Origin of the sequence: Bacillus cereus group sp. MYBK95-2 (genome assembly GCF_051915225.1) — a bacterium.
Lineage (GTDB): Bacteria > Bacillota > Bacilli > Bacillales > Bacillaceae_G > Bacillus_A > Bacillus_A cereus.
The window spans coordinates 483,351-497,600 of record NZ_JBQAEH010000001.1 but is presented as its reverse complement, the minus strand read 5'-3'; the positions used below and the strand labels follow the sequence as shown (position 1 = coordinate 497,600).

Sequence of the window (14,250 nt, the reverse complement as noted above, 5' to 3'; positions counted from 1 at the left end):
AAAAGCCTTATGCCACTTCAAACTTGGCATAAGGCTTTTTTGGATTACCATTTTAATATGGAGAATCCATATGGAGGAAGTGTAACTTGTAATACACTTGCTTCTGCTGAAAATTCTTCGTTTGTATAAATGTTAATTATTTTCTTACCAGTAACATGAAGAGGGAGTGAAACTGTAACTTCACTATTAGTAGGGTTTAAAACGAAAAAGATAGTTTCATCCTCATATGTTTTCGTATAAGAAATATAATTATGTTCATCATTTGCTTCGATGAATTGAAAAGTACCATGTCCTCCAAATGCTTTATGTTGTTTCCGTAATAAAATCAATGTTTGTATATGGGTAAATAATGCATGATCTTGTTCTTTAGTATCCCAAATCATACATTTACGGCAATCAGGGTCCATGCCGCCATCCATACCAATTTCATCTCCGTAATAAATACAAGGAGAGCCGATGAAAGAAAGATGGAATACATAGAGCAATTTCAACTTATTTTTATCTCCGTTGCATGTTGTTAAAATTCTTGGAGTATCATGGCTATCTAATAAATGAAATGCTGCTTCATTTACATTCATAGAGTAGGAATGTAGAGATTCTGTAATTTGCTTCATGAATTCACTTGCTTTAATGGAATCGTTAGCAAAGTAAGAAAGTAGAGCGTTTGTAACAGGATAGCTCATGACAGCATCAAATTGATCGCCTTGTAGCCACGGAAGGGCATCGTGCCAAATTTCTCCCAAAATATATACTTCAGGATTTAGTGTCTTTATTTCAGTTCGGAATTCTCTCCAAAAGTTGTGATCGACTTCATTGGCGACATCAAGGCGCCAGCCATCTATATTGAATTCTCGTACCCAATAACGTCCTACTTCAAGTAAGTATTCTTTTACATCTGGATGAGCTGTATTTAATTTAGGCATATACGGTGTAAAGGCGAAAGTATCATAATTTGGAAGTGGTTCGGTTATAATCGGAAATTCATGAATGTGGAACCACTCTTTATATGCGGACTTCTCACCATTCTCTAGTACGTCTTGAAATTTCTCGAAAAAGTATCCACTATGATTAAACACAGCATCGAGCATTACTTTTATACCGTGCTTATGACATTCTTCAACGAGCTCTTTAAAAGTTTCTTTCGTCCCAAATTGTGGGTCAATTTCCATATAGTCAATTGTGTCATATTTATGGTTTGAATGAGCTTTGAAAATAGGTGTGAAATATATTCCGGAAATGCCAAGCTTAACAAGGTAATCAAGGTTTTGAATAACACCAGAAAAATCTCCGCCGAAAAAATTAGTTGGAGTTGGATTCGCACTTCCCCAAGGAAGGGTGTTTTCTGGATTCAGCGTACTATCGCCATTAGCGAATCGCTCAGGGAAAATCTGATACCAAATGGTGTCTTTAATCCAAGATGGTGCTTTGAATACATCATCTGCATGAATAAATGGAAAACAGAAAAAGTTACCAACATCATCATTTGGAATGCTAGAAAAGAATCCTCGCTCTGCATAAATAAGAGTGTCTGTTTCAGATTTTAATTCAAACCCATAACGTAAGCGCTTAAATTTTGGTTCGATTGAAATGGACCAATAATCAAATAATGCAGTAGAACCCGTTTTTTTCATGGGTGTACTTGCTGATATCCATTTCCCGTCTTTCCATTCGTAAGGATCACCGTAAATAAGATCGGCGCTTTGAATATCATCTCTCTTAGTACGTACTCGGATGTGAATTGTTTGTTCATCATAAGCGTATGCATAATTATCTTTCGGCCTATGATAAATAGCTTCTTTAAACATATAGAAAATCCCCCTTCAATATCTCTATACATAGTATTCCCTTAAGTGTAATAATAAAGCCTATATTGCAAACGATTGCCTTTCTCGTAGCTTTAATATTGCTTATAAGAGTAGTATTCATTTCATATAAAGTCAATGTATAAAGAGTATAATGACATAATTTTTAAATTAATATTTGCAAAATGAATAAAAGAATGTATAATGATAGACAAATAGCGCAAACGTTTTCATAGATTGAGATATTGTTTGCGCTTCAATTAAACTATTAAATGCAAACGTTTTCAGTTACTGAGGTACATAGACAATTTAGGGAGGTTTTTGGGATGAAGAAAGCATTATCATTATTAACGGTTTCAGCATTATCTATTGGTATGTTATCTGCATGTGGACCGAAAGATTCAGGGAAAAAAGAGGAAAGTAAAGCGAAAAAAGACTATGATCTTCTTGTTTGGGAAGATGATAAAAAAGGTGTTGGTTTAGAACCAGCAGTGAAAAGCTTTGAGGAAAAATATAAAGTAAAAGTAAAAGTTGTTGAAATGCAAATGACAGATCAAGTGAAGAAGTTACGCCTTGATGGACCAGCGGGGACTGGACCAGATGTTGTAACATTGCCACACGATCAAATCGGAAATGCAGTAACAGAAGGTTTACTTTCTGAAGTGAAAGCAGATGATGCTGTAAAGAGTAAATTTACTAATTCATCAATAGAAGCACAGACATATAATGGAAAATTATATGGTTTACCAAAAGCAATTGAGACACCAGTCTTTATTTACAATAAAAAACTAATGCCAAAAGCGCCAGAAACGATGGACGAGCTGTTTAACTTCTCAAAAGAATTTACGAAAGATGGCAAGTACGGATTTTTAGCATTAGGAGATAACTTCTACTTTGCTAATGCATTCATGGCAGGTATGGGCGGTTATGTATTTGGTGAAAAAGATGGAAAGCCAAATGCAAGTGATGTTGGATTAAATAATAGCGGAGCAGTACAAGGTGCTGAATATCTTCAAAAATGGTACAAGGAAAAATTATTCCCAAAAGGTATTATCGGTGAATCAGGTGGGCCTGCTGCTGATGGACTATTCAATGAAGGAAAAGCAGCTTCTATCATGAATGGCCCATGGGCGTTCCAAGCAATGGAAAAGAACGGGATTGATTATGGCGTTGCTCCAATGCCGAAATTACCAAATGGTCAACCAATGAAAACGTTTGTTGGGGTTAAAGGATGGCATGTAACAAGTTTCTCTAAACAAAATGATTTAGCTACAAAATTCACTGAGTGGGTAACAAATGAAGAAAACGCAAAAATTCGATTTGAGAAAACAAAAGAAATTCCTCCAGTAAAATCAGTAATGGAAGATCCAATTATTAAAGATAACGAAGCTGCAAAAGCAGTTGCAACGCAATCTGAAAATGGAATTCCAATGCCAAACATTCCAGAAATGCAAGAAGTTTGGAAACCAGCTGGAGATGCGCTTCAATTAGTTGTTACAGATAAAGAGGCACCAAAAGCGGCGCTTGATAGTGCAGTGAAACAAATTAAAGGTAATATTGAGGCAAATCATAACAAGAAAAAATAAGGTGAAATTCGTGCCTCGAATATGAGAGGCACGAATTCTCTCCCTTCCATGTAGGAAGAAAAAAGGGGGAAGGAACATGCAAACATCTATGGAACCAGCAAATGGGTTAAACCATTCAAAGCATAGAAAAATGGCAACCATGTTATCAATCATTCCAGGCGTGGGCCAAATGTATAATAAACAATTTGTAAAAGGTCTTATTTTTCTAGTATTAACAGGTTCATTTATTGTAGCCTTTGCTGATTTATTAAATATGGGATTATGGGGTATTGTAACGCTTGGTACAGAAGTTCCACGTGACCATTCTGTCTTTCTATTAGTAGAAGGAATCTTGGCCCTTATCGTTATCGCTTTTGGGCTCGGCATATATGCATTTAACTTATACGATGCATACCAAAATGGAAAGAAACGTGATATCGGAACACCGTTAAATTCTGTAAAAGAGCAATACCGTAATTTGTTAGATCAAGGTTTTCCTTATTTAATGGTTTCACCAGGTTTTCTACTACTTATCTTTGTTGTCGTATTTCCAATCATCTTCGTAATTTTAATTGGATTTACAAACTATGATTTATATCATTCTCCTCCAGCAAAATTAGTAGATTGGGTGGGCTTTAAAAACTTTATTGATATTTTCACTTTACCGATGTGGAGAGAGACATTTGTAAGTGTATTCTCTTGGACTGTCATTTGGACATTCGTTGCAACAACATTACAAGTTGCGCTTGGTATTTTCTTAGCGATTATCGTAAATCAGCCCGGTATTAAAGGAAAGGCAATTATTCGAACAATCTTCATTTTACCGTGGGCGGTTCCAGCATTCGTATCTATTCTTGTTTTCTCTGGTATGTTTAATGAAACATTCGGAGCGATTAACAATCAAGTATTAGCTTTATTCGGAATTGAAAAAATTGCTTGGATGACAGATCCATTTTGGGCGAAGATTGCTTTAATTATGATTCAAACGTGGCTTGGGTTCCCGTTTATCTTTGCGATGACAACGGGTATACTGCAATCGATTCCGGGAGAATTATATGAAGCGGCTACAGTAGATGGAGCGACAGCTTGGCAACAGTTTCGTAAAATTACATTGCCACTTGTGTTATATGCAACAGCACCAATATTAATTACGCAATATACGTTTAACTTTAATAACTTTAGTATCATCTATCTATTTAACGGTGGAGGTCCTGCTGTAGCTGGACAAGACGCAGGTGGAACGGATATTTTAATTTCATGGATTTATAAGTTAACGATGACTTCAGCGCAGTACGGAAAAGCAGCAGCTCTTACAATGATATTATCGTTAATCGTTATTACAGTTGCGTTATGGCAATTTAAGAGAACAAAATCATTCCAAGAAGAGGATATGATGTAAATGAATATTAAAAGACAGAAGATGTTACGTCTCTCATTAAGTTATTTAGTTATTTTCGTAATGTGTGCCATCATTTTCTATCCGTTATTATGGATTATTGGCTCATCGTTTAATCCGGGTGATAGTTTATCTGGATCAAGTATTATTCCACAAAATGCAACGTTAGATCATTATCGTAAGTTATTAGATCTAGAGAATAGTAATTACTTACTATGGTATAAAAACACATTAAAAGTAAGTGTTTTAACGATGATTTTCTCAGTGTTAGCAATTAGCTTTACTGCTTATGCATTTTCGAGATATCGTTTTGTTGGAAGAAAAAATGGTTTATTAACATTTTTAATTCTGCAAATGATTCCAAACTTTGCAGCGTTAATTGCTTTATACGTATTAGCTCAATTAACAGGATTAATTGATACACACCTTGCATTAATTTTAATTTATGTAGGCGGGGCTATTCCGATGAATACATGGCTTATGAAAGGGTATTTTGATACGATTCCGAAAGAACTAGATGAATCAGCTCGAATGGATGGAGCAGGGCATTTTCGTATTTTTTGGCAAATCATTATGCCACTTGCAAAGCCAATCGTAGCGGTTGTAGCGTTATTTACTTTCATTGGTCCATTTACAGATTTCATTTTAGCGAGTATTATTTTGCGAACACCAGAAAATTATACTTTAGCAGTTGGATTATATGAAATGGTTGCGAAGAAATTCGGTAATGAATTTACAACGTTTGCAGCGGGTTCTGTGTTAATTGCGATCCCAATTTCAATTTTATTCCTATCACTACAAAAATACTTTATTTCTGGTTTAACAGCTGGAGGTACAAAAGGATGAAAAATGGGACATTACGTCCCATTTTTCTTTTCATCTCCCTATAAATAAGTTTATAGGGAGATGAAAAGAGATTTGACATCACATGTGAAAAGAAGTGAAATAAATAGTATATTATAGTATAGGAAAAAATAGCTATATCCCTTACAATACATGAAGAGGGAGAATAGGATTAGTTTTGCAAGATATAAGAAATGAAAGTTTATGACTTGCAATGAGTGCGAGATAAAATATATGAAAAATGGCAGAGAAATGAGAGGAGGGGGATTTTTATGACAGTTACAATTAAAGATGTGGCGAAGCAAGCGAATGTTGCACCATCAACAGTTTCTCGTGTAATTGCTGATAATCCAAGTATAAGTGAAAAGACAAAGCGCCGTGTTAGGAAAGTGATGAGTGAATTAGGGTATCATCCCAATTTAAATGCGAGAAATCTTGCGAACCAAACGACGAAAACACTTGGTCTTGTTATGCCAAGTTCTGCAAGTAAAGCTTTTCAAAATCCATTTTTCCCAGAAGTTATAAGAGGGATTAGTTCATTTGCACACGTAGAAGGTTATGCGCTTTACATGTCGACAGGTGAAACGGAAGAAGAAATTTTTAATGGTGTCGTAAAGATGGTACAAGGACGCCAAATTGGTGGCATTATTCTTTTATATTCAAGGGAGAATGATCGGATTATTCAATATTTACATGAACAAAATTTCCCGTTTGTTTTAATAGGAAAACCATATGATCGAAAAGATGAAATTACATATGTAGATAATGACAATTATACAGCTGCAAGAGAAGTGGCAGAATATTTAATTTCATTAGGGCATAAACAAATCGCGTTCATTGGTGGTGGATCAGATTTACTTGTAACGAGAGATCGTTTAGCTGGTATGAGTGATGCCTTGAAATTAGCAGACATTGTATTACCAAAAGAATATATTTTACATTTTGATTTTTCGAGGGAAAGTGGTCAACAAGCTGTTGAGGAATTAATGGGACTGCAGCAACCGCCAACGGCAATTATGGCAACGGATGACTTAATTGGACTTGGTGTGTTAAGTGCTCTTTCTAAAAAAGGATTTGTTGTACCGAAAGATGTTTCTATTGTAAGCTTTAATAATGCTTTATTATCGGAAATTGCGAGCCCTCCACTTTCGACAGTTGATGTGAATATTTATCAGCTAGGATATGAGGCGGCAAAAGCTTTAGTTGATAAAGTAGAGAATGCAGAATCCACTGCAAAGTGTATCATTATTCCTCATAAATTACTAAAACGTCAAACTTGTGATCATTATGCATAAAAAAGCTAAGAGTTTAACTCTTAGCTTTTTTCATTAGAAAGGCTTCTAATCGGTCGCAGCCTTCTTTTAAAGTTTCGATACTATACGCATAGGACAAGCGAAGGTAGCCTTCACCGTATTCAGAGAATGCTGTTCCAGGAACTACAGCTAGTCCCGCTTCTTTGACAAGATCAAGTGCAAAATCAAATGATGAAGATGTCAAATGACCAACATATGGGAATAAGTAAAATGCACCTGTTGGCTTTTCAACTGTTAATCCCATTTGAGTGAGTCTATTATATACGTAATCACGGCGTTTTTTATATTGGTGGCGCATCATTTTTGGTGCGTCTTTAGCTGCTGTTAATGCTTCAATTGCAGCGTATTGAGCGATTGAAGTAGCACACGTTACATTGTATTGATGAACTTTTAATATGTGTCCTGCTAAATAGCTTGGTGCAAATAAAAGTCCAACACGCCAGCCAGTCATAGAATGTGATTTAGATAAACCGTTAATGACAATTGTCTTTTCACGCATTTCTGGGAAATGTGCGATAGATGTATGCTTTTGTTCATATACAAGCTCACTATAAATTTCATCTGAAAGGACGAAAATATTTTTATCTTTTAAAACATCTACAATATCTTTTAGCTCTTCTGTGGATAAAGTTACACCAGTTGGATTAGAAGGATACGGTAGTACGATACATCTTGTTTTTTCTGTAATAGCATTTTTAAGCGCTTCAGCTGTTAAACGAAATCCAGTTTCACGAACATCTACAAAAATAGGCGTTGCACCGCATAATCGAATAATGGGTTCGTAACCTGGATAAATAGGAGCAGGTAAAATTACTTCTGTTCCTGGCTCTAAAATCGTTCGGAATGTAACATCAATTGCTTCGCTAGCACCGATTGTAACGATGGTTTCGTTTTCAGGTGAGTAATGTAAATCGTAGTTATCTTTTACGAAGTTACAAGCTGCCTTACGTAATTCTAGTAAACCAGCGTTATGTGTATAGCTTGTATAGTTTTCTGTAATCGCCCGTTTTGCCGCTTCTTTCACGAGAGAAGGTGTAGGGAAATCGGGTTGTCCAATTGTTAAAGAAATCAAATTATCATAGTTTTGAATCATGTTAGAGAATTGACGGATTCCAGAAATTTGGATATCCTTCACTCTAGGGTTAATGAATTGTTCCATTGTATCTCCCTTTCTTCCGTTTGAAAATTAAGTTCATTTTATCATATTTTCTATGATTACGCTTTGTATATGTTATTTAGAAAGAGAGAGAAAAGAGAAAAAAAGCCGCTATAAGCGACTTTTTAATATCCGTATTCCCAATCTATTTCATCTTCATTCCAGAGTACAGAGGATACCTTGCCAAGGTGAACAACTGATTCGTTCACAGCACATGTGCAGTTTTCTTCTCCCGCTTTATGCTGTAACTCTTCATATACTGATTTTTCAACATTTTCTAGAACAACCAAATTTTCTTCTTTTAAAACAAGCGTAGTACCCGCCATATTTATCTTCCTCCTACTAAAGTAATGATCACTTATTTGTAAACATAGATAGTATGGATTATATGCTGTATTTTGCTATAGTTGTCCGTCTAAAAAAGTATTTTTATATTTTCTTTGTAATCCGTATTCATTGTATACTGCACGAAGGAAATTTGGTACAGGGTTTACAATCATTTCGAAAATCTGTAACAATTATTATGAGTTGTTAACAAAGAATTAACAAATATGTTAAGAAAAATCAAAATTTTAAAACAAATACACCTATAAAATGATATAATCATATCAAAATACATATAGGGGATGAGAGGTTATGGAGCTTATCCGTGATTTATTGATTCAAATTGCCATCATAATTTTGCCACTATTTTTATATGAAGCGATTCGTTTAAATCGCTATCAAGAAATGCCTCCGAAGCCAAATCGTTACTTTATTATGTTTTTATCTAGCGTTACGCTCGTTCTCTCCATGACATACTCTATTTGTTTTGGCAATGTGTGTGGGTATAACTTTCACCCCATTCCAATTGTCAGTGGTTTTTTATATGGTGGGATTGTTGGTTTAATCCCAGCAGTTATTTTTGTTGCATACGAATGGTTACTAAAGGGAATGAGCTTTCTTCCAGTTTTAGAAGTAATATTTTTATTGATAGTTCCGCTATTTTTATCAAAGAAATGGTCTCTTTTTTCAAGGGATAAGAAATTAATTTTAGCATTTATGATTTCATCATTTTATGTGCTTGTTTCTTTAGTATTAGGCATGATTAATGTTCTTTTGGAAACAGGATTTACACCGTATATTTCGCAAATATATAGCGGATTTATATTTGCCTCGCTTATCATGGTCATGACAATGGTATTTCAGGTGTATTTAACTGAATATTTAAATGAAAATGCATTGCTACGTACAGAGATGCAAAAATCAGAAAAGCTTAATATTGTAAGTGAGTTAGCAGCAAGTGTGGCACATGAAGTTCGAAATCCACTAACTGTTGTTCGTGGATTTATCCAATTGCTAGAAAGTACGGAAGATGTGAAGAATAAGGATTATATGCGTCTCGTATTAGCTGAATTGGATCGGGCGGAACAAATTATTTCAGATTACTTAAATTTAGCAAGGCCGCAAATTGAGAAAAAAGAACACATTTGTTTATCAGCCCAATTAATAGAAATGACCACTCTCATGTCGTCATTTGCAGCGATGCAAGGTGTATATTTACAAGTTGAAATTTCAGAAAGTCTTTATACGATTGGTGATAAGACAAAATTGAAGCAAGCTATTATGAATGTTGTTAAAAATGGTATTGAAGCAATTCAAGGAAATAAAGGATATTTAAAAGTAACAGCTATTCAAAAAGACGAAACAATCATAATAAGAGTTAAAGATAGTGGTGTTGGTATGACGAATGAACAGTTAGCAAGGCTTGGGCAACCATATTATTCTTTAAAAGAAAAAGGGACAGGATTAGGACTTATGGTAACATTTAGTATTTTACAAGCGCATAATGGTACATTGGAATATAAGAGTGAAAGTGGAAAAGGCACTGAAGCAATTATTATATTACCAGCTGTACAAAATAAGGAATAAAAGTTACCGATGAAAGGTAACTTTTTATTTTATATTGTTTATTCATTTGTTTTTTCTTGTTTTGCTCGGCTAAATAAACTTTTAAATGATTGAAAGAAGCTTTGCTCTTTTGAGGCAGCAACCATTCTTTTTGTTTCTTGAATTTCTCGAATAACTTGCATAAGCTGTGCATCACGGTTACTGTCTTTATTATAAATTTGACTAACAAGTTTATTCATTTTTTCTTCCTGTTTGGATTCTCGTTTATACATATGATTCATTAATAAGTCCATCTTTTCTTTTTGCAGTGCATCTGTTTGAGCGGCGTGATCGACTAACTCTTGAAGCATTTTTTCTTGAGAGCCTTCTTTTACATAAACTTGTTGCATCAATTCGTCTAGTTTCTCATCCTTTAAACGATTTTGTGTAATTAAAGTAGAATTTTGATGAATAATTGCCTCATTTAATTGAGCTAGCATTTCAAGTTTTAACATGAACTCCTCAAAGTTACGCCCATCTTCTTTTTCTTTCGTTTGTATCTCTTGCTTATCTTGTATAACTGGTACAGGTGGGGCCTCTTTTTCTTTTAAAATAATCGGTATCGTTTCTGAAATATCTTCTTGTAATGTAGCAGCTCTTTCGTGTATAGATTTCAATAATTTTAAATCATCAAGTTTATAAATACGAGCATCAGCTGTTTTGGAAATCATATAACCATGTTCTTCTAACAGTTGACTATATTTGCGAACTATATGTTTTGGGATGCCTGTTTTATTCGTGACATCTTTCGTTTTATAGGTAGCTTCCATCATATTTCCTCCCCAAAAAGTATCGTATATATCATTTCAATCTTTTATGAGGACTTCCTTTGAAAAAGAATGTCGGAAGGCTATTAGTTTTCTACAGCATTAGTGAAAAAATGAAAATTTTTGGCGGAATGGCAAGGAATAACTAAAATAATGTCTGAAAACATATACAGGAGAAGTTTGTTATAATAACGGAGGAAAAGAAACTGGTAGAAACATGGAGGTATACATGAAGCAATTAAAAGGTATTATCATTTCAATTATCGCAATTCTGTCTATTTTAGTAGCAGTTTATGAAGTACTTGTGCCAGAGGAAACAAGTGTAAAGAAAACGAATACGTATGATCAAGTGTTAGAATTTCCGAAAGAACGTTATCCAGAGACAGGAAAACATATTACGGATGCTATAAAAGAAGGGCATTCAGAAGTTTGTACAATCGATCGTGGTGGTGCTGCAGATAGAAGGAAATTGTCGTTAGCACCATATCCATCAAAAAAAGGGTATGATCGTGATGAATGGCCAATGGCGATGTGCAAGGAAGGCGGAAAAGGAGCACATATTGAATATATAAGTCCGGCGGATAACCGCGGAGCAGGTTCTTGGGTAGGGAATAAGTTAGATAAATACCCAGATGGTACGCGAGTAAAATTTGAAGTGAAGTAGTAGTTGTATATTTCATAATGAAGGAGAAGGGGAACTATGGAGTTAACGATTTCTTATTCGCAATTAATGTTGATGAACTATGACGGTGAGCAGCCTTATGTAGATTGGACTGATGAAGATTTTGAAAGAGGTTATGCTAAGGCAGATGGAACTGTTATTTTTGAAGCACTTTCTGATTATACTTGTGAAGTGAAAGTGACCCCAGGGAAACATATTGAAAAAGAAGAAGTAGTTAGAACGATTACGGTTCCTTTTACAGTTGAAAATGAAAGTATCGTTATAACGAGTATTCTTTCTGATAAATTTCAAATACCTATTCCAAATGGTGAGTATACAGTTGTATTACAAGCAATTCCTCTTGAAGAGCCAACGGATGATGAATTATATAAAATACAATATGAATTCTTTTTTGAAAGTAAAGAATAAAAAATGGGTTATCCTGAGAAAAGGATAACCCATTTTTGTTATGCGTTTGTTTTTAAAAGGGAACGAGCATCTTTCGCTGCTTGCACCATATGTTCTAAAGCTGGAATAACTTCTTCTGTTCTTCTCGTTTTTAAACCACAATCAGGATTAATCCAGAAATATTTAGGATCACATACTTCTAAAGATTGTTCTACGATTTTATACATTTCATCTTTACTCGGTACACGTGGGCTATGAATATCATATACACCTAGGCCGATGCCTTTTTCATATGTTGTATGTTTTAATGTATCAATAAATTCTCCGTGACTTCTTGATGTTTCGATAGAAATTACATCTGCATCTAATGCGCGAATCGCGTCAACAATATCTTCGAAGTTACTGTAACACATATGAGTATGAATTTGTGTTTCATTTGCTACAGAAGAAGTTGCTAAAAGGAAGGATTGTACTGCCCATGTAATATAAGCATCCCAATCTTTTTCTTTTAGTGGCATTCCTTCACGAAGTGCGGGCTCATCGACTTGGATTACTCTAATCCCGGAAGATTCAAGTAGTTCAATTTCGTGACGAAGAGCTAGTGCAATTTGATACGAAACTTCTTTTCTTGGAATATCATTTCGAACGAAGGACCAATTTAAAATTGTAACAGGTCCGGTTAACATTCCTTTTACAACTTTCTCTGTTAAGCTTTGCGCATAAACTGTTTCCTTAATAGTCATGCCGTTAATAAAGGCTACATCACCATAAATAACAGGTGGTTTTACGCAGCGGGAACCGTATGATTGTACCCAACCGTTTTTAGTGAATGAGAAACCAGCAAGGCGCTCACCAAAATATTCGACCATGTCAGTTCTTTCAAATTCACCATGTACAAGGACATCAAGCCCAATTTCTTCTTGGTAACGAATCCATTTTTCTGTCTCTTTTTCAATAAATTGTTCATATTGTTCATTTGAAATAACACCGTTACGCCATTCTTTTCGCGTTTGACGAACTTCAGTTGTTTGCGGGAAGCTACCAATAGTCGTTGTTGGTAATAGCGGTAACTCTAGAGCAACTTGTTGTAATTCGTATCGTTTTTCAAATGGAAGAGGACGTGAAAAATCTTCTTCTTTTAGTGCTGTTCGTGCTGCTTTGACATCTTCTCGGTTACGTGCAGCAGATGAACGAATTGTATGATGTACGTTTCGATATGTTTCCAGCTCATTACTAATGCTTTCTGTACCTTGAGTGAGAGCGGAATGAATAAGAACTAACTCTTCTAATTTTTGATTTGCAAATGCTAACGCATCAAACAGCTCAGTCGATAAGTGAGTTTCTTCTGTTTTATCGATTGGTGTATGCAATAAGCTACAAGAAGGCTGAACGATGATATCTTTCGTTTGGACTTGTTTTTGTAACGTTGTAAATAACTCAAGAACTTCATCAAGGTCAGCTCTCCAAATGTTACGGCCATCTATACAACCGACAGCTAAAGTTTTATCAGCTGGGAATCCATATTTTGAAATAGCATTTAGATTACCTTCTTTACCATGAATGAAATCTAATCCAATACCGGATACCGGGAATGTAATAATTTCTTCATAGTTTTCTTCTACGCTATCAAAATATGTTTGTAAAAGAAGAGTCGCATTTGGAACTTCTTTACGAATAGCTTCATAAATTTCTTTTGCTTGTTGAACTTCTTTTTTAGTTAAAGAAGCGAAAATCGGTTCATCAACTTGAATGGCTGGTGCACCAGCTGCATGTAGTTCTGAAAGCAGTTGTACGTAAGGTGCAACTAACTGTTTTAAAATGGTAGGAAATTGTTCTTGTGTATAACCTTTAGCTAATTTTAAGAAAGTATATGGTCCTAAAATAACAGGCTTTCCATCTACTCCTAATTCTTGTTTTGCCTCTTCGTATAAGCGAAGTGGACGATTATCTTTTAAAGAGATTTGTAATCCCTCTTCATATTCAGGAACGATATAGTGATAGTTTGTGTTAAACCATTTTGTCATTTCGGAAGCTACGTGATCTTTAGAGCCACGCGCCATTGCGAAATATACATCAAGGTAAGATGTAAACTCAGAAAAACGTGATGGAATAAATCCTAGCATATAGGCAGTATCCAAAACGTGATCATAATATGTAAAGTCGCCAATTGGAATGAGTTCAATCCCTTTTTCTTGCTGTACTTTTACGTGTTGAAGGCGAATTTCTTTCATTGTTGTTAAAAATTGTTCTTCATCGATTTTATTGGACCAAAAAGCTTCCAATGTTTTTTTCCACTCTCGTTGTAGTCCGATACGTGGATAACCTAAGTTACTTGTTTGAATTGCCATTTTAAATTCCTCCCTAATTGAAAGTAAGCATTTCCGTTTACTAGGAAATACCTATAACAAAA

Annotated in this window: 12 protein-coding genes; 7 read left to right on the top strand and 5 right to left on the bottom strand. The window is 34.9% G+C overall.

What is annotated here, in order from left to right:
• Positions 1 to 44: 44 nt before the first annotated feature.
• On the bottom strand, positions 45 to 1,805 hold the full coding sequence (locus tag ACTFN4_RS02405; RefSeq protein ID WP_000471782.1) for an alpha-glycosidase: 1,761 nt from the start codon (positions 1,803 to 1,805) through the stop codon (positions 45 to 47).
• A 323-nt stretch (positions 1,806 to 2,128) separates the two neighbouring features.
• Between ACTFN4_RS02405 and ACTFN4_RS02400 the strand changes: the two genes are divergently transcribed.
• The 4 genes from ACTFN4_RS02400 to malR all read left to right on the top strand — a co-directional run bounded on the left by ACTFN4_RS02400 (position 2,129) and on the right by malR (position 6,901).
• Positions 2,129 to 3,388: an extracellular solute-binding protein gene (locus ACTFN4_RS02400; RefSeq protein WP_000709923.1), complete on the top strand. Its 1,260-nt coding sequence runs from the start codon at positions 2,129 to 2,131 to the stop codon at positions 3,386 to 3,388.
• 76 nt (positions 3,389 to 3,464) lie between these two features.
• Positions 3,465 to 4,766, top strand: coding sequence for a maltosaccharide ABC transporter permease MalC (malC, locus tag ACTFN4_RS02395; protein ID WP_001194993.1), 1,302 nt, complete (start codon positions 3,465 to 3,467; stop codon positions 4,764 to 4,766).
• Positions 4,767 to 5,609: a maltosaccharide ABC transporter permease MalD gene (gene malD, locus ACTFN4_RS02390; RefSeq protein WP_001022608.1), complete on the top strand. Its 843-nt coding sequence runs from the start codon at positions 4,767 to 4,769 to the stop codon at positions 5,607 to 5,609.
• Between the two features lie 269 nt (positions 5,610 to 5,878).
• Positions 5,879 to 6,901: a maltose operon transcriptional repressor MalR gene (gene malR, locus ACTFN4_RS02385; RefSeq protein ID WP_000219053.1), complete on the top strand. Its 1,023-nt coding sequence runs from the start codon at positions 5,879 to 5,881 to the stop codon at positions 6,899 to 6,901.
• A 13-nt stretch (positions 6,902 to 6,914) separates the two neighbouring features.
• Here the strand turns inward: malR and ACTFN4_RS02380 are convergent, their stop codons facing one another.
• Together ACTFN4_RS02380 and ACTFN4_RS02375 are read right to left on the bottom strand one after the other, a co-directional pair.
• Positions 6,915 to 8,078 carry an aminotransferase A gene (locus ACTFN4_RS02380; protein ID WP_000434583.1) on the bottom strand — a complete coding sequence of 388 codons (1,164 nt, stop codon included), beginning with the start codon at positions 8,076 to 8,078 and terminating at the stop codon, positions 6,915 to 6,917.
• 122 nt (positions 8,079 to 8,200) lie between these two features.
• Complete coding sequence (locus ACTFN4_RS02375; protein ID WP_000929280.1) at positions 8,201 to 8,401, bottom strand: hypothetical protein; 201 nt, start codon at positions 8,399 to 8,401, stop codon at positions 8,201 to 8,203.
• Between the two features lie 310 nt (positions 8,402 to 8,711).
• Here ACTFN4_RS02375 and kinB point away from each other — a divergent pair, with 310 nt between their 5' ends.
• On the top strand, positions 8,712 to 9,986 hold the full coding sequence (gene kinB / locus ACTFN4_RS02370) for a sporulation sensor histidine kinase KinB (protein ID WP_000420370.1): 1,275 nt from the start codon (positions 8,712 to 8,714) through the stop codon (positions 9,984 to 9,986).
• A 38-nt stretch (positions 9,987 to 10,024) separates the two neighbouring features.
• Here kinB and ACTFN4_RS02365 read toward each other — a convergent pair whose 3' ends face one another.
• A complete protein-coding gene (locus ACTFN4_RS02365; protein WP_000388471.1) occupies positions 10,025 to 10,774 on the bottom strand; it encodes a DUF3967 domain-containing protein in 750 nt (249 codons plus the stop codon).
• Positions 10,775 to 11,000: 226 nt separating this feature from the next.
• On the opposite strand from ACTFN4_RS02365, the gene nucA reads away from it, so the two are divergent.
• Both nucA and comJ read left to right on the top strand, forming a co-directional pair.
• Positions 11,001 to 11,435, top strand: a complete 435-nt coding sequence (gene nucA, locus ACTFN4_RS02360) for a DNA-entry nuclease (RefSeq protein ID WP_000811494.1) — start codon at positions 11,001 to 11,003, stop codon at positions 11,433 to 11,435.
• A gap of 36 nt (positions 11,436 to 11,471) precedes the next feature.
• Positions 11,472 to 11,861: a competence protein ComJ gene (comJ, locus tag ACTFN4_RS02355; RefSeq protein WP_048655569.1), complete on the top strand. Its 390-nt coding sequence runs from the start codon at positions 11,472 to 11,474 to the stop codon at positions 11,859 to 11,861.
• A gap of 38 nt (positions 11,862 to 11,899) precedes the next feature.
• Here comJ and metE read toward each other — a convergent pair whose 3' ends face one another.
• Positions 11,900 to 14,188: a 5-methyltetrahydropteroyltriglutamate--homocysteine S-methyltransferase gene (metE, locus tag ACTFN4_RS02350; RefSeq protein ID WP_001007608.1), complete on the bottom strand. Its 2,289-nt coding sequence runs from the start codon at positions 14,186 to 14,188 to the stop codon at positions 11,900 to 11,902.
• Between the last annotated feature and the right edge of the window lie 62 nt (positions 14,189 to 14,250).